General features: G+C 67.3%; 22 protein-coding genes and 1 pseudogene. 8 read left to right on the top strand and 15 right to left on the bottom strand.

Annotation, left to right across the window (positions count from 1 at the left end; all coding sequences use genetic code 11):
* The coding region (locus CB0205_RS0112670) for an RNA-binding protein RbpD (protein WP_010317836.1) at positions 1–266 on the bottom strand (266 nt) is incomplete at its 3' end.
* Positions 267–467: 201 nt separating this feature from the next.
* Here CB0205_RS0112670 and CB0205_RS0112665 point away from each other — a divergent pair.
* Positions 468–695 (top strand): hypothetical protein, encoded by a 228-nt coding sequence (locus CB0205_RS0112665; RefSeq protein WP_010317835.1) that lies wholly within the window; start codon positions 468–470, stop codon positions 693–695.
* Between the two features lie 20 nt (positions 696–715).
* Here the strand turns inward: CB0205_RS0112665 and CB0205_RS0112660 are convergent, their stop codons facing one another.
* The 7 genes from CB0205_RS0112660 to CB0205_RS0112635 form a co-directional block, all read right to left on the bottom strand.
* Positions 716–2512 carry a DEAD/DEAH box helicase gene (locus CB0205_RS0112660; RefSeq protein WP_010317834.1) on the bottom strand — a complete coding sequence of 599 codons (1797 nt, stop codon included), beginning with the start codon at positions 2510–2512 and terminating at the stop codon, positions 716–718.
* A gap of 126 nt (positions 2513–2638) precedes the next feature.
* A complete protein-coding gene (locus tag CB0205_RS0112655) occupies positions 2639–2992 on the bottom strand; it encodes a phosphomannose isomerase type II C-terminal cupin domain (protein ID WP_010317833.1) in 354 nt (117 codons plus the stop codon).
* A 9-nt stretch (positions 2993–3001) separates the two neighbouring features.
* The gene (gene recD, locus CB0205_RS0112650) at positions 3002–4621 is read right to left on the bottom strand and encodes an exodeoxyribonuclease V subunit alpha (protein ID WP_010317832.1); all 1620 of its coding nucleotides are present in this window, start codon (positions 4619–4621) and stop codon (positions 3002–3004) included.
* Positions 4618–6042 carry a 3'-5' exonuclease gene (locus CB0205_RS16570; RefSeq protein WP_050778495.1) on the bottom strand — a complete coding sequence of 475 codons (1425 nt, stop codon included), beginning with the start codon at positions 6040–6042 and terminating at the stop codon, positions 4618–4620. The genes recD and CB0205_RS16570 overlap by 4 nt, the downstream gene beginning before the upstream one ends.
* 13 nt (positions 6043–6055) lie before the next feature.
* Positions 6056–8218, bottom strand: coding sequence for an exodeoxyribonuclease V subunit beta (locus tag CB0205_RS16565; RefSeq protein ID WP_050778494.1), 2163 nt, complete (start codon positions 8216–8218; stop codon positions 6056–6058).
* Positions 8215–11466: an exodeoxyribonuclease V subunit gamma gene (locus CB0205_RS0112640; protein ID WP_010317831.1), complete on the bottom strand. Its 3252-nt coding sequence runs from the start codon at positions 11464–11466 to the stop codon at positions 8215–8217. The genes CB0205_RS16565 and CB0205_RS0112640 overlap by 4 nt, the downstream gene beginning before the upstream one ends.
* A 3-nt stretch (positions 11467–11469) precedes the next feature.
* The gene (locus CB0205_RS0112635) at positions 11470–12108 is read right to left on the bottom strand and encodes a metallophosphoesterase (protein WP_010317830.1); all 639 of its coding nucleotides are present in this window, start codon (positions 12106–12108) and stop codon (positions 11470–11472) included.
* Positions 12109–12212: 104 nt separating this feature from the next.
* On the opposite strand from CB0205_RS0112635, the gene CB0205_RS0112630 reads away from it, so the two are divergent.
* Positions 12213–12572: a hypothetical protein gene (locus CB0205_RS0112630; RefSeq protein WP_010317829.1), complete on the top strand. Its 360-nt coding sequence runs from the start codon at positions 12213–12215 to the stop codon at positions 12570–12572.
* 2 nt (positions 12573–12574) lie between these two features.
* Here CB0205_RS0112630 and CB0205_RS0112625 read toward each other — a convergent pair whose 3' ends face one another.
* Positions 12575–12895, bottom strand: a complete 321-nt coding sequence (locus CB0205_RS0112625; protein ID WP_010317828.1) for an MgPME-cyclase complex family protein — start codon at positions 12893–12895, stop codon at positions 12575–12577.
* The gene (locus CB0205_RS0112620) at positions 12892–13641 is read right to left on the bottom strand and encodes a pyridoxine 5'-phosphate synthase (protein ID WP_010317827.1); all 750 of its coding nucleotides are present in this window, start codon (positions 13639–13641) and stop codon (positions 12892–12894) included. Before CB0205_RS0112620 ends, CB0205_RS0112625 begins: the two co-directional genes overlap by 4 nt.
* A 132-nt stretch (positions 13642–13773) precedes the next feature.
* Here CB0205_RS0112620 and CB0205_RS0112615 point away from each other — a divergent pair, with 132 nt between their 5' ends.
* Genes CB0205_RS0112615 through grxD form a run of 4 tightly spaced genes read left to right on the top strand, consistent with a single transcriptional unit; the run spans position 13774 to position 15668 of the window.
* On the top strand, positions 13774–14493 hold the full coding sequence (locus CB0205_RS0112615) for a 1-acyl-sn-glycerol-3-phosphate acyltransferase (protein ID WP_010317826.1): 720 nt from the start codon (positions 13774–13776) through the stop codon (positions 14491–14493).
* A gap of 26 nt (positions 14494–14519) precedes the next feature.
* On the top strand, positions 14520–15047 hold the full coding sequence (locus tag CB0205_RS0112610) for a hypothetical protein (RefSeq protein ID WP_043706155.1): 528 nt from the start codon (positions 14520–14522) through the stop codon (positions 15045–15047).
* A 47-nt stretch (positions 15048–15094) separates the two neighbouring features.
* Positions 15095–15328, top strand: a complete 234-nt coding sequence (locus CB0205_RS0112605; protein ID WP_010317824.1) for a BolA family protein — start codon at positions 15095–15097, stop codon at positions 15326–15328.
* A gap of 16 nt (positions 15329–15344) precedes the next feature.
* Positions 15345–15668: a Grx4 family monothiol glutaredoxin gene (gene grxD, locus CB0205_RS0112600; protein WP_010317823.1), complete on the top strand. Its 324-nt coding sequence runs from the start codon at positions 15345–15347 to the stop codon at positions 15666–15668.
* A 34-nt stretch (positions 15669–15702) separates the two neighbouring features.
* Here the strand turns inward: grxD and CB0205_RS0112595 are convergent, their stop codons facing one another.
* Positions 15703–15969, bottom strand: a complete 267-nt coding sequence (locus CB0205_RS0112595; RefSeq protein WP_010317822.1) for a DUF6761 family protein — start codon at positions 15967–15969, stop codon at positions 15703–15705.
* A 90-nt stretch (positions 15970–16059) separates the two neighbouring features.
* Between CB0205_RS0112595 and CB0205_RS0112590 the strand changes: the two genes are divergently transcribed.
* A complete protein-coding gene (locus CB0205_RS0112590) occupies positions 16060–16827 on the top strand; it encodes a winged helix-turn-helix domain-containing protein (protein ID WP_043706145.1) in 768 nt (255 codons plus the stop codon).
* Here CB0205_RS0112590 and CB0205_RS0112585 read toward each other — a convergent pair.
* Together CB0205_RS0112585 and CB0205_RS0112580 are read right to left on the bottom strand one after the other, a co-directional pair.
* A complete protein-coding gene (locus CB0205_RS0112585) occupies positions 16787–17338 on the bottom strand; it encodes a hypothetical protein (protein WP_010317820.1) in 552 nt (183 codons plus the stop codon). The two genes, CB0205_RS0112590 and CB0205_RS0112585, sit on opposite strands and share 41 nt — an antisense overlap.
* On the bottom strand, positions 17335–17604 hold the full coding sequence (locus CB0205_RS0112580) for a hypothetical protein (RefSeq protein ID WP_043706152.1): 270 nt from the start codon (positions 17602–17604) through the stop codon (positions 17335–17337). Before CB0205_RS0112580 ends, CB0205_RS0112585 begins: the two co-directional genes overlap by 4 nt.
* Before the next feature lie 31 nt (positions 17605–17635).
* Between CB0205_RS0112580 and CB0205_RS14895 the strand changes: the two genes are divergently transcribed.
* Positions 17636–19018, top strand: a complete 1383-nt coding sequence (locus CB0205_RS14895) for an alpha-amylase family glycosyl hydrolase (RefSeq protein WP_010317818.1) — start codon at positions 17636–17638, stop codon at positions 19016–19018.
* On the opposite strand, the gene crtH is transcribed toward CB0205_RS14895, so the two are convergent.
* Positions 19015–20556 carry a carotenoid isomerase gene (crtH, locus tag CB0205_RS0112570; RefSeq protein ID WP_010317817.1) on the bottom strand — a complete coding sequence of 514 codons (1542 nt, stop codon included), beginning with the start codon at positions 20554–20556 and terminating at the stop codon, positions 19015–19017. The genes CB0205_RS14895 and crtH overlap by 4 nt on opposite strands.
* Before the next feature lie 28 nt (positions 20557–20584).
* Positions 20585–20849 (bottom strand): annotated as a pseudogene (gene gid, locus CB0205_RS14890) (methylenetetrahydrofolate--tRNA-(uracil(54)-C(5))-methyltransferase (FADH(2)-oxidizing) TrmFO); the annotation flags it as partial.

The raw sequence follows: 20849 nt of genomic DNA, 5'->3' as shown, positions 1-20849 counted from the left end.
CGACCGCCGCCACCGCCGCCGCCTTCACGGGGGGTTGCTTTGTTGACGCGGATCATGCGACCCATCCACTCGACGTTCTGAAGATCGTCGATGGCTTTCTGTTCGTCAGCATCGTTCGCCATTTCGACGAAAGCGAAGCCGCGCTTGCGGCCAGTCTCACGATCGAGAGGCAGGCTGCACTTGCTGACCTCGCCGTACTGGCTGAACAGGTCAAGCAAATCCTCTTGTTCAGCTTGGAACGAGAGGTTTCCAACGTAAATGGTCATTCCTTAGACGGAACCTGAAAACTGATTCGTTGATGCTGTGGGGTTCCGTTTGGAGCCTGGAAGCTTTGGGAATCAGGGTTAGCCTACAGCTCCGAGGTCCCAGTGATTTCTTTGGGTCTGGGCGGTAACGAGGCTTAAAGCAAGACCGAAGGGAATCAAAAGAAACGGGTTGATCCCCGATTAATGTCCCATTGTCAGCAAATGAACACCCGCTATCGGGAGCGCCTGATGACGGCACCTGTGCCCTGGAGTTTGGCTTGGAGCAAGACCGGGGAGCTCGCCCCCCAGGATCGCTTTGATCTGTTTCAGACCCTTGTGGCGATCGAAACCGAAGAGGTGCAGCCGTCTTTGGTCGTTGCCGTGGAGCGCATGGGCCTGGCTGAGCTGACCGCGCTCTCCACTGAATCGGTGACGGGCCTCTGTGCCTGAGGCCCGCCTGCGGGCTTGAGCTAGCCCTGAACGCGAGAGATCTGAAGTTCGCGATTCAAGACTTTTAGACGCTTCAAGTTGTGGAAGACGTCCTCGGGCATGCCCTTGGGCAGGTCCACCAGGCTGTGGCTGTCAAAGATTTGAATCCGGCCAATGCTGCGGCCGTTTAGGCCGGACTCGTTGGCAATGGCACCGACGATGTTTCCGGGCTTGATCCGGTCGCGCCAGCCCACCTCGATCCGGAAGCGATCCATGTGATCTTCCGGAGGACCCGATTGCTCGCGGGGGCCGCGGCGGGCTCCGGGGGCGTTGCGGGGACCGCGGTCACGATCGCCGAAGCGGTCGTTGCGGCGTCCATCACGGGACTGGGGCTGCTGGCGGATCCAGTTCTCATCGTCATGGACCAGCAGGGGCTGATCGCCGACGGCCATCTGTAGGGCTGCCAAGGCCAGTTGCTCTGGGGCGACCTCGCTTTCCTGGCCGACCCGCTTGATGATTTCTGAGAGCAGGGCCTGCTGTTCGCTGAGGTTGCTGGTCTCTTCGCTGTTGAGCCCTTTCACGGTTTCGCTCAGGCGCTCGCGCAGGCGATCCAGGCGGCTCTGGTTGATGCTCGCGTTGGTGGGGATCTCCATCGGTTCGATGGGGCGACCCACGGCGCGCTCAAGCCCGGTGATGAAGCGGCGCTCGCGCGGCGTCACGAACAGGATCGCGTTGCCGGTGCGGCCAGCACGGCCGGTGCGGCCGATGCGGTGGACGTAGGCCTCGGAGTCGAAGGGGATGTCGTAGTTAATGACCAAGCTGATCCGGTCCACATCCAGGCCGCGGGCCGCCACATCGGTGGCAACCAGCACATCCACGGTGCCGTTCTTCAGGCGCTCAATCGTGCGCTCCCGTTGGCTCTGGGCCACATCACCGTTGAGGACCGCGACGCCATAGCCCTTGGCTTCCAAGGCTTCGGCCACGGTGACCGTGATCGCCTTGGTGCGGGCAAAGATGATGACGCCTTCTTTGGTCTCGGCCTCGAGCACCCGGCTCAGGGCCTCGAGCTTCATCGGACCGTTGACGGTGATGAAGCGCTGCTGAATGCGGCTGGAATCCGACCCTTTGGTCTTGATCGTGATCTCAGCGGGGCTGTTGAGGTACTGATGGGAGATCCGACGGATCTCGCTGGGCATCGTGGCCGAGAAGAGGACGACCTGACGCTTCTCAGGCAGTTGGCTCAGGACCCACTCGACGTCGTCGATGAAGCCCATGCGCAGCATCTCGTCGGCCTCGTCCAGCACCAGGCTGCGCAGCCCGGAGACATCGAGGGTGCCCTGGCGCATGTGATCCATCACCCGGCCAGGGGTGCCGACCACGACCTGAACCCCGCGCTTGAGCTTGTGGATTTGATCGCGGAAGTCCGATCCGCCATAGACCGGCAGCACCCGCAGATGGGGCAGCTTGGTGGCATAGCTCTTAAAAGAGTCAGCCACCTGGATGGCCAGCTCGCGGGTGGGAGTCAGCACCAGCACCTGGGGGGTGCGTTGGGTCTCATCCAGAGCCGCCAGCATCGGCAGGGCGAAGGCGGCGGTTTTGCCCGTACCGGTCTGGGCTTGGCCCACCAGGTCGCGGCCGAGCATCAGCTCGGGGATGGCGGCCGCTTGGATCGGGGAGGGTTCGCTGTAGCCGATCTCCTCGAGGGCCTCGAGGATTTCGGGAGAGAAGCCAAACGCTGCAAATCCAGTCTTCTGACTGGGTTCTGCCGTGGTGATTTCGATGCTTTCGCTCGGGGCGCTGTCCTGGCTGCTAGCCAAATCGAGCGCGCTGAGATCCACAGAGCTGGTAGCGCTCTCGAGAGAGGTATTGGTCAAAGTTGGTCTGGGCCTGAATCCTTCGTCGACAGGCCGGCAGACACCCGTTGAAGAAACTGCCTTGCCCTTCACAAAGGGTGAAGAATCAACCTAACACTTGACCCTTTGGTAGTCGTCAGCAAGGCGCTCAATGTCCTCTTCGCTGAGGTGTTCGCCGCGCTGGACTTCAACGATCAGCAGGTTCTCATCCCTTGCGGCAGCCCGGTGCACTGCACCGCATGGCACCAGCAGGGTGGTGCCGGCTTCCGCCTCAATTGAGGTTCCATCGCATTCCAGCTGACCGGAACCACTGACCACGATCCAGTGCTCCAGCCGGTGTTGGTGGCGCTGCAGGCTGAGGCGGTGGCCGGCCTGGATGCAGAGCCGTTTCACCAAGTAGCCATCACCGGAACCGATGGTTTCGAACCAGCCCCAAGGCCGCTGAACGATGCCTGGCTCCGCCATGGGCGCAGGCTAGGTCGGTTTCTTGGCTGCGCCTACCGGTGTGATCAAGGTGGCCTGCCGTTGCGCGCGGGTCAGGCCGGTGTAGATCAGGCGCGGATCCAGAGCCCGGTTCGCCGGCAGCAGGAACAGCACGGTTCTGTATTGGCTGCCTTGGGACTTATGCACCGTCAGCGCAAAGGCCGGCTCCGCTCCACTGAGCTGCGCCGGGTGCAGGAGCCGCTGGCCCGGCATCAAGACCCGGCGCTCGGAGTGGTGTTGAACGACGACGCCGATGTCGCCATTGGCAAGGCCTTGGTCGGCGCGGTTGAGGCGATTCAGGACTGGGGTGCCTGGGGGCCAGTGCAGGGGACCGCTTTTGGCGAGGTCGCCCAGCAGGGCGCGGTGCACCGCCTCCACCCCCCAGGGCCCGAGGCGGAGGGGACTGAGCACCACCAGTTCCTCCAGTTGGGCCAGCAGGGCGGCGCTTTGTTCGCTGCTGGGTCTTCCCCCTTGCCACTCCAGGGCTTGGCAGCGTTGACGCAGGGCCGCGGCGTGCTGTTGCAGCGCCTCCAGCAGGGGTGTTGGCAGGCTGCGGCTGGAGGCCTCGAGCCAGCTCACGTTGTCGCTGGCGGTCAGGGCCTGGAGGCTGGGTTGCAGGGCGGCGAGCAGGTCCCCCTGCACTGCATTCGGCTGTTGCCGGAGTTGCTCGGCCAGCTCGGCGATCGCGCCGTCGTTGCGGTAGGTGGTGCGCAATTCGACGGCGGCTGCCCCCAGCAGGCTGAGTCGCTCCGGCCGGCAGAGCTCTTCCAGTACAGCTCCAGTTCCAACGGGCGGCAGTTGGTTGGCGTCGCCGACGAGCAGCAGTCGCGCCTCCGCCGGTAAGGCCTCCAGCAGAGCCGCCATCAGCGGCAAATCCACCATCGACAGTTCATCGACAACCAGCAGATCGAGCTCCAGGGGATGGCGGCGATTGCGGCCAAAGCGCAGCTCCCCCTGGGCCTCCAGCAGACGGTGCAGGGTGCTGCTGGGGAGGCTCTGAAGCGTTGGATCGAGACCCTGGCTGCCGTGACTGACGGAGCTCGCCAGGCGGGCTGCAGCTTTCCCCGTTGGTGCCGCCAGGTGAATCCGCAGTGATGGTGTCTGGCGCAGGCAGGCGGCCAACATCTGCACGACAGTCGAGGTCTTGCCGGTGCCCGGGCCGCCGGTGAGCAGCACCAGGTCCTGGCCCAGGGCCGCTGAGACGGCTTGGCATTGGCGGGGGTCCAGGCCCGCTTGCGCCGCCGCGGCCAGGGCCGCTTTCTGCTCGCTTTCCTGCAGGGGGCGCCGGCGTTGGGCGCGTTGCTCCAGGGCGCTGAGGCACTGCTGGAGTTGCTCATGCCAGCGTCTCCAGCGCAGCACCAGTCCGTCTTGAACGATTGGTGCTTCCGGGCCCGCGAGCCAGCCGGCCTCCTCCAGGGCCGAGACCGCAGCAGCGGGCCAGGCCTCAGGGGGGACTCCATCGGGCTGCGGGCTCCGTAGATCAAGCCCCAGCGCGCCTTGTTCGAGTGCCTCGATTAAGGCCTGCACCATGGGCTGCAGCAGGGCACTGCCGCGCTGGGGCGGCAGCAGCCGCTGGAGGCTGTCGAGCACTGCGGCGCTCAGGGTGCTCATGGTTGGCCCTCCCGCAGCAGGGCATCGAGGGCGAGGACCCGATCGAGGCTGGGTTGATCCACCAGCACCCCTGGTGTGGGGGCAGTGGGATCGGGGGTGGGGCCGGGTACCCCCCGCAGGAAGACGTAGGCGTAGCCCCCCAGGTGTTGGGCGGGGTCGTAGTTCGGCAGCCGCCAGAGCAGGTAGCGGTGCAAGGCCACCAGGTACAGGTGGGCCTGCAGCGGGTAGTGGCTGCTCGCCATCAGGGTCTCCATCGCCGGCTCTAAGTAGTCGTTGGGGCCGCAATGGGTGACGTTGCCGAGACGATCGCGCTGACCGAGCCAATTGCTTTTCCAGTCCGTCACCCACCAGCGGCCCTCCCAGCAGAAGAGCAGGTCGATCGAGCCGGTCAGGAAGCCCCGGCTGGCCACCTCCAGGGTCTGCAGCGTTTTGGCATAGCTCCCTCCAAAGCGGCCGCCGGGGTGACTGGCGAAGGCCTGGGCCAGGCCGCTGCTGCGCACCAGACGGACCTCGCCTTCTCCGGTCGCTAAGGGGAGGTCGAAGTTCATCTCATTGAGCCAAGAACCGGCCTTCAGGTCCCCCAGCCGGCAGGCGCCCAGGGGACCGCCCAGGGGCGTGAGCATCAGTTGCTGCAGCCCTTCGAAGAGGCCTTCGCACGACGGCCCCCCCAGGCCGGCCCGCTGCAGTTCCTGCTCGATTACCGCATCGGCTTCCTGCCGTTCCCCGCGGGCCACGGCGCCGTAGTCGAGGCGCTCGAGGATGCGGTGCAGGGCATCGCCAGGACCCGAACCCCGGGGGAAATGGGCGAGGGGGCCCAGCTCGGGCCAGGACGTCGTCGGCTGGGCTGCGTTGCCCTCCTCCAACAGGGCTTGCGCAAAGCCATCGCCCAAGGCATCGGTGTCACGGCCCTCCTCCTGCTGCTCCGGCGGCAGGCTCACCTGGGAGTGGGCCCAGGCGGAGTAGCTGGCCCTGCCCCAACTGCTGTCGAGGGAGCGCTTGGGACGGGGGCCCAGGCTCAGCACTCCCTCGGCGGGCTCCGGCCGCCATGGCTGGTGGATCTCTGCAGACGCCTGGATCCGCTCCAGCGGTAGCTCCGTCTCGCGCTCGTTTAACCAGCTGCCCAGGGGGTTGCCGGGGTCGGCCTGATCCGCTCCGGGCCAGCCCAGTACCAGCAGGTGTTGGGCGCGGGTGCAGGCGACATAGGCCAGCCGTTCCGCCTCAGCGATCTGTGCCTGCTGGTCCTGTTGGGCGGCGAGCCGGCCCACGCCCCAGTGGGGATTGAGGTGCAGGTCCAATTGGGGTTGCCCGCCGGAGCTCCAGCGCCGGCCCAGGCGCTTGCTGGCTTTGCTGCTGCCCTTCCAGAGGTAGGGGCAGATCACCAGGGGGTACTCCAATCCCTTGCTGCGGTGCACGGTCACCACGGCGATGGCGGCTTCAGCGGCATCGCTGCGGCAGAGATGGGCCTCGGGGGGTGTCCCGGTTCTCCTCGAGGCGCAGCCGCCTGAGCCAGTCCGCGGCCGCCTGGGCCCCCAGGCCCTGGCGGTGCATCTGCTCCTGCACCAGCTCGGCGGCCTGCTGCACATCCGCCAGGGCCCGGCCTCGTAGGGAGAGCCGTGCCAGGCCCTCGGTCCCCTGCAGGTGAGCCAAGGCCGCGGTTAATCCGAGTTTGGGTAGACGTTCCGCCAGGGTGCTCAATTCGGCCGCGAGCTGATCCCACTGGGCCGAGCTGCTGGCCTCGATCTCGGCGGCGGACCAGCCCAGCAGGGCCGAGGCCGCCAGTAATTTCAAGCGCCCCAGTTGGCCGGGTTGTGCCAGGGCATCGAGGAAACGCTGCAGAGCACTGGCCCCGAGGCTTTCAAAGACATCGCCGCGGCTGACCAGACGGCTTGGGATCTGCCGTCGCTCCAGGGCGGCCCGCAGGGCCTCAGCCTGCTCGTGGCGGCTGACCAGCAGACAGAGGTCGCCCGGGTCGATCGGCCGGCCGTTAAGCAGGAGCCCTTGGCTCAGCAGGTCCTGGCAGAGACCGGCCACCTGGGCCTCGAGCCCCTGGCTTGGATCCAGTTCCAGCAGCTGCAGCGGCGCTGGGTTGCCTGGGCACTCCAGCTGTCCCTTGTTGGCCTTGGCCAGCACCTGGGGCACCTCCAGTGCGCTCTGGATTAACCCGGGTTGCATCAAGGCGTTCAGGCCCGCCACCAGTGCTGCGCTCGAGCGGCGGTTCTCGAACAGGCCAAAGCGGCCATCGGCCTCGGCGGCCGCCTGGCGGTAGGTCTGCAGCTCCCCGCCCCGGAAGCGGTAGATCGCCTGCTTGGGGTCGCCCACCATCACCAGCAGGTGCCGGCTGGGCTCCTGGGCAAAGGCCCACTTGAGGATCCGCCACTGGATCGGGTCGGTGTCTTGAAACTCATCGATCAGGGCGGCCCGGTAGCGGCGGGAGACGGCCTGCAGCAGGGGCGAGGGCTCGCGGGGCTCCGGGCCCGGATCGAGTTGCTCGAGCAGTTGACCGAAGCTGATCTCACCGCTGCGCTCCCGGCGGCGTTGCAGCTCGGTGCGCCCCCAGTGGCAGAAGTGCAGCAGGGCCAGCTCGGCGGGCCCCTCCACCACCGCGGCGACGGCCTGGAGCAGGGGGGCCTGGGGCAAGGAGACCTGATCGCCGTGGGCCGGGGCCGCCGCCTTGGTGAAGGGGCCCGGGTGGAAGTACTTCTTGAGGTCCTCCTGCTGGAGCAGGGCGTCATAGCCGGCTGGTGCCTCCAGCTGGGAGAGCCAGGTCTGAACGCGGTTCAGGCGGTCGGGTTTGGCCTTGAGCCGGTAGGGGGCGTACTTGACCCCCAGGCTCTTGAGCTCCACCGCGGCCGCGGCGAACTCCTCCTCGAGGGCCTCGCTGCGGGCCTCCCACTCCGCCTGGAACTGCTGCCATACGCGGCTCCAATGGGGAGCGAGTTGCTCCGCCAGGGTCAGCTCAGTGCTCCAGCCCTCGGGCAGGGGGGCGAGCTGCAGGGCCGGGTCGCCATCGAGGCTGCCCAGCAGGTTCACCAGCTGCTCGGGGTTGACCTGTTGGCTCTGCAGGCCCGCCAGCAGATGGGGCGGCAGGGGAAGCACCTGCTGCTGCCAGTAGTCATGGACCAGCTGTTGTCTCCGCTCGCGCCCCTGGCTCTCCAGGGCGACTTCCGGGCCGAGGCCGGCCTCGAGGGCGTGGCGCTGCAGGGTGCGGCGGCAGAAGCCATGGATGGTGGTGATGTCGGCGCGATCCAGCCGCTCCAGGGCCAAGAGCAAGCGGCCCTTGATCGCCATCACCTGATCGGCCAGCAGGGCTGAGCGCCACTGCTGCAGCGGTTCGTCGGCCTCGGGGTTGGCGCGATCGAGCAGGACCAGGGCCTCCTGCAGGCGGCGGGCAATGCGGTCCCGCAGTTCGGCGGCGGCGGCATCGGTGAAGGTCACCACCAGCAACTCCTCGACCTCGAGCGGGCGCCGTCCCTCGCTCAGCGCACGCAGCACCAGGTGAGCCAGGGCAAAGGTTTTGCCGGTGCCGGCGCTGGCCTCCAGCAGCCGGATCCCCGGCGCCAGGCTGAAGCCGTTGGCGTCAAAGGCGGCCAGGGTCATGGCTTGACCTCCTGGCGGCGCTCCAGCAGCGGCCCATGCAGCGTCAGGGCCAGGCTCTGCAGCTCCGCTGTGAGCAGGTCCCCCAGGGGCAGGTCCGAGCCAAAGCAGACCCGCTGCACCGGATCGTCCCGCTCGGCCCGCAGTTGATAGCCCCCTTCCCAGATCTCCTTGGCTTTGGCCCAACCGCGCCCCTGGCCCGGTTTGCTGGTCTCGGCGCTGGCGTAGGCCCAGCCGGTTTCCGGCGGTAACCCCCAGCAGTCCCTGCGGTGCGCCTCGCGCCAGCTCTGCAGTTGCTCCAGCAGGGTGCTTGCTTGTTTGGGGTCAGGGGCCTCAAAGCGCTCCAGCACCCGGAAACGATGGCGGTCGCGGCCCACCAAGGAGGCCCCCTGCAGGTTTAGGCCTGCGGCCGCCGCCAGCAGGCACTCCAGCCAGAGCTGCAGGCGTTGGGGGGTGCGGGGTTTGGCGGTGTGGACCAGCACCAACTGGCCGCCGCGGCTGCTCAACTCCGCGGCATAGCCCTGCCATTGCACCGGCTGCTGCTCCGGCTCCCCCAGCAGCTCCAGGCAGCTGCTCAGGCTCTGCCAGCGCTGCTCCAACTGCTCCACCTCCAGGGCTCCGGCGGCCAGGGGGGGCAGCAGGCCCCGGCCCCGTTCCCGTTCGCGCCAATCGGGGCTCGCAGCCCCGGGCTCCTCGTCCCATTCGCGGCGCAGCAGGCTGGAGCGCTCCCGCTCCCCCAGTTGCAGGGCTTCGAGATCGAGCACCGGCTGATCGAATTCCTTCGGGCGAATGCCCAGTTGCTCCAGCCAGAGGCCCTGGGGGGCCTGGATCCAGCGCTGTAGATCGCTCCAGGCCTCGGCCGGAGTGGTCTGGGGGAGCGGCGGCGCCGGTGGCGGGGTGCTGAAGGCCAGCCCCTGCTGACAGCGGAGCTCGCCCTGCTCGAGCTGTTGTCGCACCTGTAGGAGGCGTTGGTCGCAACTCGCCGCCGGCCAGGGAGCCATGGCGAGGAAGTTGCTGCGCTCCAGGGCATTGGCGGCGTGCTCCCGCAGGGGGACGGCGCTGCTGCCGAGCTGTTGGGCCAGCAACTCCAACCACTGCCGCACCGGTGTGGAGGCTTCCAGGGTTTCTCCGGTGCGTTCATCGCGGCAGCTCCAACTGAGCAGCAGGTGCTGGCGCGCTGAGAGCAGGGCCTCCAGCAGGACGTAGCGGTCCTGGTCGCCGCTGTTGGGATCGCCCAGCTCGCGGCGGTGCTCCATCAGATGGAAGCCAGGTCGTTGGCGCTGGCGGGGGAAGGCCCCGGCATCCAGCCCCATCAGCACCACCACCCGGTGCGGAATCGCGCGCATCGGCTCCAGGGCGCTGATGGTCAGGGCCCCAGAGCGGTGCCCAAAGCGGCCGCTGCCCTCGCTCAGGCGCTCCGCCAGGACATCGGCCACCACCGGAGCGGCGAGCTCCAGGGGGCTCTCGCCGGCCACCGCCTGCCAATCCGCCAGGGCCGCATGGATCGTCTGCAGCTCCCAAGCCCAGCTCCCCCCATCGCCAAAGAGCAGGGGCAGCTGCTCCCGTAGGCCCTCCACCCACTCCGGCACCCGCCGCGCTTGGGCGAACCAGCGCAGGCTGCTGAGCAATTGCCGCAACAGGCCAATCCAGCGGCCCTGCTGCTCGAGGCTGCCGCCCAGGGCCATCGGTGCGGTCTCCCCGAGGGCGAGGCCCGGGAGATCTGGGAGCACCAGGCCCAGCACGAGCCGATCGATCGCCCAACCGAGGCTGTGGCTGGGGTCCCCGCCCCGGTCTCGTCCATCCAGTCCCCAGCGGAACCCCGCCCGCTGCAGCAGGGCCGTGAGCTCGCCGGCGTCGCCGGCTTCGAGCTGTTGGGCCGCCAGCAGGGGCCCGCAGCAGAGCACGTTCTCCAGGGCACTGGCCGTCAGGCGTTCGCCGCCGAGTTGCAGCAGGGTGAGCAGTCCTTGGGCAATCCCCGCCTCGCTCTGTTGGCTGCGGTCCGTCAGACGCCAAGGCAGGCGCACCCCGGTGGCCTCGGCATCACCGAAGACCGCCGGTACTAGCGGGGCGAAGGCCTCCACCTGGGGCGTCATCACCAGGATGTCCCGCGGCTCGAGGCCGGGGTCCGCGGCCAGCAGCTGCAGGATCTGATCGCGCACCACCTGGAGTTGGCGCAGCCGGCCCGGGCAGGCGTGGAATTCCAGGGAGCGATCCTGCGGGTCCCGATGCAGGGGTTGATCGGCCTCCGGTTCGCCGCAGACCAGCTGCTCCTGCAGTTGCTCCAGAAGGGACGGTTCCCGTTGCTCGTGTCGGGCGACGGTGGCGGGGGCAAAGAACAGATCCCCCTCCTGCCATTGGCCCAGTTGGCTCTCGCCGGTTCCCTCGAGCAACTGCTGAAATTCCGCCCCAAGCCGGCCAAAGCGGGCCTCCAGGCTCGGCACGCTCAGCAACCAGTCCGCCGCCAGGGGATCACTCAGGGCCGCCGGGCCGCTGCGCTGCCAGAGATCGCGGCAGGGGGTGAGCATGTAGAGCTCGACTTGGCGCACCGCCGAGAGGGCCTGCAGCAGTTCCACCTGCACCGGGGCCAGGCTGCTTAAGCCGAAGAGCCGCAGCGGTTGCGCGCTGGTCAGCTCCGGTCTCCAGCCGGCCTCGAGCCGGCGAATCAGCTGCCGTGCCCGCACGCCAAAGGGCAGACAGCCCAGGCGTTCGACCAAACGGCGCAGCAACTCCGGCTGCCACTGCAACCCCTCCGGCAGCGTCTGGGGTTGCTCGCTCAGCCAGGCTTCGAGCATCGCCGGGCGATAGAGGCCGTAGTCGTCGATGGCATCGGCAATCGCTCGCGCCAATTGCCAGAGGGCCTGATCGAGTCGGTCCAGTCCGGAGGAGCGAACGGCCAGCCATTGGCGCAGGGGCTGAGCCGTTGGGCTTTGCAACAGCTCCGGCAGCAACTCCAACAACGGCCAGACCAGGTTCTGGGCGCGCCAGGGATCGGGGCCGCTCTGCGGTGGGGCGTCCTCCAGCCATTGGTTGACCAACTGCCGCAGCAGGCTGCTGGGGAAGGGAAAGCGCAGGTTCGCCGCAATGCCGGCGGGGTTGGCCAGGGCCAGTTGCTCCCCCAGCCAGCGGCTGGTGGGCCAGGTGTTCACCACCACCTGGGCCTCCTCGAGCAGCCCCGGCGGATGCAATTGCAGGTTGGTGGCCAGGACGCGAGCCAGCAGCTCAGCGCGATTGCTGCGGTAGACCGTGAGCAAGGCTCAGACGGGGCTCAGGCTGGGCGACTGCAGGCTATGGGCAAGACCCGGAACTGACACCACCTCGCGGCTCTCGGGGCAGTAGGCGCTGAGGTCGCCGCCGTAGCAGGCGCCGGTGTCCACCATGACGATGTTGGGCAGGCGGCGGACGTTCGGGCCGGGGGTGTGGCCGATCACCACATCGCCAAAGCGTCCGTCGTACTGCTCCCAAAACCCCATGCGCACCCGTAGATCCGGTTGCCAGGTGCTGGGGTTGAAGCCGGCATGGGTGGCCACCCAACCTTCGCCCCAGTAGGCCAGGGGCAGCTGCTCCAGGCGTTTCAGCCAAAGGGCGCAACCGTCGCTGCCGAGTTGACGGCGTGTCTCGGCGCCGGCCTGTTTGTTGGCGCCGTCATCGCTGCGCAGGGCCTCGATCAGATCCTGCTCGTGGTTGCCCCGAAGCCAGATGGCGCGGCCGCTCTCCACCAGGCCCCAGATGCGATCCATCGTCGCGGGGGTGTCGGGGCCGCGGTTGATGGCGTCGCCGCAAAAAATCAGACGGTCACCAGCAGGCAATTCGACGAGCAGGCTCTCGAGGGACCCCGAGCAGCCATGCACATCACCGATGACCCAGTGGCGGGCTTTGCGACTGACGGTCGTCATATCTCCCACTTTGGCTGGAGCCTTGACGATCTGTCAGCCCCTTTTGCGCATCCCCTCGCAGAGGGTGAAAACGGGATAACGTCCCCTTAACCACGCCCCTCTGGATGGATAGCCAGACCCCGGAGAGCTCCAAGCCGGTTGATCCGCGCAGCCTCTCGGTGGGTCGGCGGGTGGAGATTCTGGTGAAAGCGCTCGATGGGGCGAAGCGCACCAATGAAGCTCTGGCCAAGTGCGCCAACGGCGACGAGATGGTGGAGGTGCTCCTCAACGCCTCCTCCAAGTTGGGTCTGGGGCTGACCCAGGCGGAACTCACCCGTACCCCGCCGATCCGCGACTGGATCTGGTGGAAGAACAAAGAAGCGGTGCTCACCATTGGTGATGCCAAGCCCCGCTACCAGCAGGACGGAGCGCAGGGCCGATCCGATGGGGATGAGCCCCGCAAGAAGTTCCTCGGTCTCTTCTGAGCTCAGGCGGCGCTGGCCAGGGCGTCGGGGATGGAGCTGGAGGGCGCCTCAAAGCTGCCCTTGGCCACAAACTCCAGACGCAGCTTCATGAAGTCGATGAACTTCGGATCGGTGGAGACCACCGCGGCGGCGGGCTGGGGGACCTGCTCGGCAATGGCTTTGAGCTCGGGGGCTTGGAGGAAGGCGGGGCGCTTCACCAGCCAGAAGTCGATGGCTTTGCCCTGCTCGCCGTAATTACGGACACGCTCGCGCAGCACCTCATCGAGGGGCTCCTCCACGGTGAGGAAGGCCTCACTGGCGGCCACGAAGTGGTACTGGGTCATGAACTGGTGCTGCCGAAGAGGGGTTCCCGGCGGGGATTCTGGACCAAAGCCTTCATCTGCCGCACGGCCTCCTCCAGGCCCACTGCGAGGGCCCGGGCGACGATGGTGTGACCGATGTTGAGCTCCTCCATGCCCTCGATGGCGGCGATCGGCTCCACGTTTTGGTAGGTCAGGCCATGGCCAGCGTTGACCCGCAGGCCCAGGCTGCGGGCAATGAAAGTGCCCTCGGTGATGCGCGCCAGTTCCTTGGCCTGCTGCTGCCAGTTCGCCTCGGCATAGGTGCCGGTGTGCAGTTCCACCCAGCGGGCGCCGCTGGCCTGGCAGGCCTCCAGCTGGCTGGCCTCGGCATCGACAAACAGGCTGACGCCGATGCCGGCGTCCTGGAGACGACCCGAGATTCCTTTGATTGTGGTGAGCTGCGATGCCACATCCAGCCCCCCTTCTGTGGTGACCTCCTCGCGCTTCTCCGGCACGAGGGTGACCATGTCGGGCTTGATCCGCAGGGCGATGGCCTCCATCTCGGCGGTCGCGGCCATCTCCAGGTTCAGGCGGCTGCGCACCACCTGACGCAACAACTCCACATCGCGGTCCTGGATGTGGCGCCGGTCCTCCCGCAGGTGCACGGTGATGCCATCGGCGCCGCCGAGCTCGGCCAGCAGGGCGTAGCTCACCGGGTCGGGCTCAACCGTGCGGCGGGCCTGGCGCACATTGGCGATGTGATCGATGTTGACGCCAAGGCTCGCCATGGCAATCGCTGCTGCTAGGCGGATCCTATGGATGGCGCCGCCAGGCCCGCTCGATCAACTGCCTGCTTGAGGGGCTTTCGGAAGGGGATCGCCCTTAGGTTGCCGGGACTTCAGGTCAGGGTGTTCAGTCCGATGGCGGCGGCAGGCACGGCATCGGTGGTCCTGACGGAACGGGAAAAGAGTCTCTGCAACGGCATCAACCCCTGGCTGGCGCCGGTGGCGATGGTGCTCACCCAGGACGTTGCCCTGAAGGGATTTTTTGGTGGTGGCCTGAGGGTCCTTGGCCGCGAAAACTTGCCCCATGAGGGGCCGGTGCTGCTGGCGCCGACCCACCGCTCCCGCTGGGATGCGCTGATGCTCCCCTATGCCGCCGGGCGCCGGGTGAGCGGACGGGACTGCCGCTTCATGGTCACCAGCGATGAGATGACCGGTCTGCAGGGCTGGTTCCTGCATCGCCTGGGCTGCTTCCCGGTGAATCCGCGCAAGCCGGCCGCCGCCTCCCTGCGCTTTGCCGTCGATCTGCTGGAGAGCGGCAATCAATTGGTGATGTTCCCGGAGGGGAAGATCAACCAGGACGATCCAGCCATGCGGCTGATGCCTGGGCTGGCGCGGCTGACGGCCCTGGCGGAAGGCCAGGGGGTGGCGGTTCAGGTGGTGCCCGTCGGGATTGCCTATGGCCATGCCAAGCCCCGCTTTGGCGATCAGGCTGCCCTCTGCTTCGGTCAACCCCTGCGTCTGGCCGGCGGGGAACGGGAGCAGATCAAGGCCCTGACGCTGGATCTGACGGAGAAGCTTCAGGCTGCTGAGGCGCTGGCGCTCCAGGCGGTTGGGCGCCCTTTGCAACGCCCGTAGAGTTGCCCCAATTCGCAAGTGCTCCTGTGCGCCGGCAACTCGCCGCCTTCAGCCTCTCCGCCCTGGCGGCGGTTGTCCCTGGTCTGGTCTCGCAATCCGCCCTGGCTCAGGACGCCCAAAAGGTCCTGGCTTCCCCCAGCTCGGGTCTGAACCTCAGCGCCATCGAGGCCAAGGTGGCGGCCGGTGATGCCGCTGCGGCTGCCGGCAATCTGGAGCAGGCCAAAGCCGACTACGACTCGGCCCGTGAAGGCGCCCAGAACCTGACCCGCTTTTATCGCAGCCTCAGCGGTTCCTTCCGCGGCCTCGATGCCCGGATCCCCCGGGAGATGGATGCCAAAGGCCGGGAGGCCCTCGAGCTGCAGGCCAAGATCGACCTGCGGCTGGCGGCGCTGCTGCGCCGGATGAACCAGCCCGCCGCTGCCGTCCCCCTGTTGGTGGAAGTGGTTCAGATCACCACCCCGGCCAACCCCATGGGTCAGAAGGCCTATCAGAGCCTGCTGGAGCTGGGCTTCGTCACCACCCCCTTCGCCGGTGGTTCGGCCGCGGGCAACTGATTCCGCAGTCTGTCTTCTTACAGTCCCAAGCTCACTGATCTGAGGTCATGGTTCATCCCGACCAGGTGAAGGCCGCCATTGGCGTCGCCCTTCCCGATGCCTGCGTTGAGGTGGAAGATCTCACCGGCGGCGGAGACCACCTGCAGGTGAAGGTGGTCTCCTCGGCGTTTGAGGGACTCAGCCGGATCAAGCAGCACCAGCTGGTCTACGGCGCCCTGCGCTCGGAGCTGGCCAGCGAGGCGATCCACGCCCTCGCCCTGCAGACCTCAACCCCCTCCTGATTTCACGATTCGTCCCATGGATTCCGCCCTCAAGCAGCGCCTCGATCAGTTGGTGGGCAGCAGCCCGATCTTCGTTTTCATGAAGGGCAGCAAGTTGATGCCCCAGTGCGGCTTCAGCAACAACGTGGTGCAGATCCTCAACGCCATGGCCGTTCCCTTCGAGACCTTTGACGTGCTCTCCGACATGGAGATCCGTCAGGGCATCAAGGAGTACTCCGAGTGGCCGACCATTCCCCAGGTCTATGTCAACGGGGAGTTCATCGGCGGCTCCGACATCCTGATCGAGATGTACAACTCCGGGGAACTCAAGGAAAAGCTCGCGATTGCCCTCGCCAGCTGAGATCTCCAAGGGGCCTGAGGGCCCCTTTTTTTGCCTAGTTGCGGCCAGTCTCGTAGAGGGTGCTCATGTCGCCATTGGGGCCGATGAAGCTGGAGGGATCCATGATCCAGCGGTCCACGACCTCCTCAAGGCGGCGCTGGGCCAGGGGGTCCAGGAGGGCCGAGCGCCGCAGGGCATGCAGATATCCATCGGCGTAGAGCCGCAGTTCCGAGGGCCCGTGGTAGCGATCCGCCAGGGACTGGCAGGCATCGCAGAGGGACTGGAAATGGCGAATGGCTTCTGGGTGCTGCAGTCCGTTCATGGTTCGGGAAGAGGGCCTCGACCCGGTGGCCAGATATCAAGCAGTGCCTGATACCGATGTGCCTCTGAAATTACCGATAGCGTAGAGAGAATCAAGGAGAAGGGCGTGTCCTCCACACCTCCAAGTCCTGAATCGAATCTGAAACGGGTTCTGGTGGTGGATCCTCACCCCACCCTGCGCACCGTTCTGGCCCAGCGACTGCGGCAGGACGGTCACCTCACCGCCGCTGTCTCCACCGCCTCTGAGGCCATTGCCCTCTGTGAGGACCTCACCCCCGACCTGCTTGTTGCCGCCGAACTGCTGGAGGAAACCTCAGCCCTGAAGCTGGCCGGTCAGCTGCGCTGTCCGGTGATGGTGCTCACGGCCCGCTCCGGCTCAGAACCTGTGGTCTCCCTGCTCGATGCCGGTGCCGATGATGTCCTGCGCAAGCCCTTTGGCCTGGAGGAACTGGCCGCCCGCTGTCGGTTGCTGCTGCGCCGCAGTGGCACGGGTCTGCAGGAGCGGGTCTGCGTCGGTCCGCTCGAGGTGCATGTCCTGCTGCGCCAGGTGACCCTGCGGGATCAGCCCGTTGAGCTCAGCCCCCGGGAATTCGCCCTGCTCTGCGCCCTGCTTATGCCCCCGGGCATCATCCGCAGCCGCAGCGAACTGCTGCGCATGGCCTGGCCCCCCTTCAGTGGTGGCCCCCGTTCGGTCGACACCCAGGTGCTCACCCTGCGGCGCAAGTTGGAGCAGGCCGGTCTGGGCGAGGGCGGTGGCATCGAGACCGTGCGCCAGCAGGGTTACCGCTTCAGCCTGGACACCATTCCCTCCGATGGCCTCAGCTCAGCGCCGCTGACGGGAGCACCCATCGCCCGCTGAGCAGGGCCCAGCCCACCATCGCCTCAAACATCAGCATCGCCAGGCAGAGCCCCGCCAGGAGCTGATAGGTCCAAGGGGGGCTGATCCGGCCGATGGAGCTGGTGTCCAGGCCCGTCCGCTCGCTGAAGCGGCCCAGGAACTCCTCGAAGGCTTGCACCCGTTGGGGGAGCAGATAGGCCGAGCCGTCCTCCGTTCTGACGTAGAAGACGCGGCCCCCCTGGCTCGTGGCCACAGGCGTTAGGCCCTTGACCTGCTCCCAGGTCAGGGACCAACCGCGGCGCAGCAGCCAGGAGCACCAGCGGGGGTAGCCCACCTGCAGGCCGCCTTCGCCCAGGCTGACCTCCTCGCTCACCAGGGCCCAGACCAGCAGCAGCCCCAGGGGCAGGGCCGCGATCAGCCAGGGCTGGAGGTTGGCCGGGGCCATCCAGGGCAGGGGGAAGACCAGGGCCAGATAGAGGCTGACCAGCGTGAAGCGAATCAGCGGCGCCATCGGGTAGCGCTGGTCGCTCATCGGTCCTCGGGGGAGCCGGGGAGCGGTTCGATCACAGTCGAGGGTTGGTAGCGCCCGCCGAAGACCTCCTGCTCGCGTCCCTTCCAGAACTCACCCAGGCGCATCAGATCGGCGTGGGCCTCGTGGAGTTTCTGCTCGTACTCCTCGGGGTTCATCGTGTCCTTGGCCTCCTTCAGCTTGGTCAGCCGCAGCAGCTGCAGCATCCAGGGTTTGGAGAGTTCGCCCCGCTGCTCGAGGTAGCGGGCCAGCTCCTCGGAAGTCGGCATCTCGGCAGCTTGCGTCAAGAGGGGCCACCCTATGGAGATGGCCTCTGCATCTGCGAGTTCGGGTTTCTGCCTGCCGCCGGCCTGGGCCGCTGAGGCTGTCGTCTACCAGATCTTTCCGGATCGTTTCTGCCGCAGTGGGCGCTCGCCCCAGCAGAGCGGCCTGCTGCTGGCGCCCTGGGGCTCTGCGCCCGATCCCCATGCCTTTCAAGGGGGTGACCTCTGGGGCGTGCTCGATCGCCTGGACCATCTGCAGGGTCTGGGGGTCAGCTGCCTCTATCTCAACCCGATCTTCAGCTCGGCGGCCAATCACCGCTATCACGCCTACGACTATTTCCAGGTCGATCCACTGCTGGGCGGTGAGCCGGCCTTTGCGGCGCTGCTGGCCGAACTCAAGCGCCGGGGTATGCGCCTGCTGCTCGATGGGGTCTTCAACCACTGCGGCCGGGGTTTCTGGGCCTTCCATCACCTGCTGGAGAACGGGCCGGCCTCGCCCTACCGCGACTGGTTCATTAGCGAGCACTGGCCTCTGAGGCCCTATCCCGCCGCGGGGGAGTCCTGCGGCTACCACGCCTGGTGGTCTGATCCGGCCCTGCCCAAGTTCAACCACGCCAATCCCCAGGTGCGTGAGCACCTGCTGGCGGTTGGTCGCCACTGGATCGAGCGCGGGATCGACGGCTGGCGCCTGGACGTTCCCGATGAGGTGGAGCCGAGCTTCTGGCTGGAGTTTCGGCGGGAGGTGCGCGCGGCCAACCCCGAGGCCTGGATCGTTGGCGAGATCTGGGGTGAGGCACGCCAGTGGCTCGGCGGTCAGCACTTCGATGGGGTGATGAATTACCGGATCGCCTGGGGCAGCCTCGGCTGGGCCGCTGCCGGGGACCTGGCGCCAGGCCATCACCGCGAGGCGATTCCCTACCAATGCCTCAGCGGCGAGCGCTATCGCGCGCTGCTGCTCGAGACCTTGGGTTGGTACCGGCCCGAGGTGAACTGCGCTCAGCTCAACCTGCTGGACAGCCATGACGTGCCGCGGGCGCTGCACATGCTCCAGGGGGACCTGGCGGCCCTGAAGCTGGCCCTGGTGCTGCTCTTTGCCCTGCCTGGGGTGCCCTCGCTCTATTACGGCACCGAGGCTGGCCTCGCGGGCGGCGAGGAACCGGCCTGCCGTGAGGCCTTCCCCTGGGGGGCGCCCCTGGTCTTGGGCGATTTCATCGCTGCTCTGGCCCAGATGCGCCGGGAGCACTCCGCCCTGCGCTCGGCTGAACTGGAGCTGGAGCTCCTTGGTGAGGATGGGTTGCTGCTGATCCGCGGCAGCGGGGCCAATCGGCGGCGGCTGGTGCTCAACCGCAGCCGGGATTCAGCGTTGGCACTGCCCGATGGCGGCCAGCTGGCCCCCCAGGACTGGCGGCTCTTGGCCTAGTCCGGCAGGGCCCAGGGGTTCAGGCCCAGGTCCGCGCCGATGCGGTGGGCGCAGGCGAAGCCGCTGAAGGCCACGGCATTCAGCCCCTGGCCGGGGAAGCAGGAATCGCCGACGCAGTAAAGGTTCTGCAGCCCCGTGCGGTTGAAGGGCATCGGCAGCAGGCCCGGCAGGCGCAGGGCCGGGATCGGGCCGTAGCTGCCGCCCATGCGCCCGAGGAAGCGGCGGTGGGTGCGGGGCGTGCCGATCTCCTGGTGGCGGATCGCGCCGGCCAGACCCGGCAGGATTGCTTCCAGTCGTTGCACCAGCCGGGCCGCATCGGCGCTCTTCTTGGCCTTGTAGGCGCTCGGGCTCAGGTCCTTCCAGGCCTGGATGTCGCTTGGGGTGAAGGTGTGGACGATGTGCCGGCCCTCGGGGGCCAGGGAGGGATCCAGCAGGGTCGGGATCGAGACGAAGATCACCCCCTGCTCGTCCTCCATCGCCGCCCAGTCCTCCAGCAGCAGGTGGTGGCAGTGGAAGCCCTCGGGAATGAGCGAGGCGTCGACCCCCAGATGCAGGGAGAGGAAGGAGGGGGAGGGTTTGTAGCGGCGGCGCCAGGTGCGCTCGGCCTTGGGGGTGTGGGCGGCATCCACCAGGGGTTGGCGCACCGAGCCCTCGCCGGCAAAGGTGTCCCAGCGGGTGGCATTGCTCACCACGCGGCGGGCCTGGATCGTCTCGCCATCGGCCAGCTTCACGCCCACGGCCTGGCCGTTCTCGATCAGCACCTCGGTGACGCGGGTCTTGTAGCGAATCGCGCCGCCATGGCTCTCGAGGCCGGCCACCAGTTTCTCGGCGATCACCCCAACGCCTCCCTTGGGGTAGTTGATGCCGCCGGCATGGCGATCGGAGAAGACCATGCCGGCGTTGATCATCGGCGTGAGGTCGGCCGGCATCACGCTCCAGCAGAAGCACTCCATGTCGATCAGCTTCAGCAGCTGCTCGTCCTTGATGTGCTGGCGGGCCACATCTCCGACGTTGAAGGGCAGCCAGCGGGCCAGCCCCAGGCAGGCCAGGGGCGCCTTGAAGAAGACCTTGGCCAGGTAGGCCGGGTCCTCGAGCGAGAGCAGCGGCATCGCATCGAGACAGTTGAACACCTGCCAGCAGGTGTCATAGAAGGCGCGGATGCCCTTGGCCTCGTGGGGGAAGAGGCCCGTGAGGCGGGCGATGAAGGCCTCGTAGTCCCGGTCCACCGCGACGTTCAGGCCGCCCGGTAGGTGGTATTCGAGCTGGGCTGGATCCGGCACCGTCTCGCAGTGCTGGCCCACATCGCCTAGGGCCCGGGTCAGCAGATTCGTGTGGCCCTTCTCGCCGAAGCCAAAAATCATCGAGGCGCCCACATCAAAGGTGTAGCCCTCGCGGCGGAAGCTGCCTCCCGATCCCCCGGGGATCAAGTAGCGCTCCAGCACCAGGGTCTTGGCGCCCTTGGCCGCCAGCTGGGAGGCGGTCACCAGGCCGCCAATGCCCGAGCCGATCACGATCACGTCCCAGGAGGGCTTGGTCACGGCGGGACTGGCGGAAGCAGCTTGGACCCTAGGCGGCGACTAGGGCCTTCTCGCAGAAGGGCGCCAGATCCTCCAGGGCCCGGTCGCGGTACGCGCCGTAGCGGCGGCGCTTGTCGCGGATGCGCTCCGGGAGTTCGGGCAGTAGGCCGAAGTTGGGGGGCATTGGCTGGAACTTCTCGCTGGGGGCCTCGGCGATGAAGTGGGTCAGGGCGCCGCTCATGGTGGTGGCCGGCAGGTTGATCGGCTCCAGACCTTGGGCCAGGCGGGCGGCGTTGGTGCCGGCCAGCCAGCCG

The sequence above is a fragment of the Synechococcus sp. CB0205 genome, from assembly GCF_000179255.1.
Taxonomy (GTDB): Bacteria; Cyanobacteriota; Cyanobacteriia; order PCC-6307; family Cyanobiaceae; genus Vulcanococcus.
This window is presented reverse-complemented; position numbering and strand designations above follow the sequence as displayed.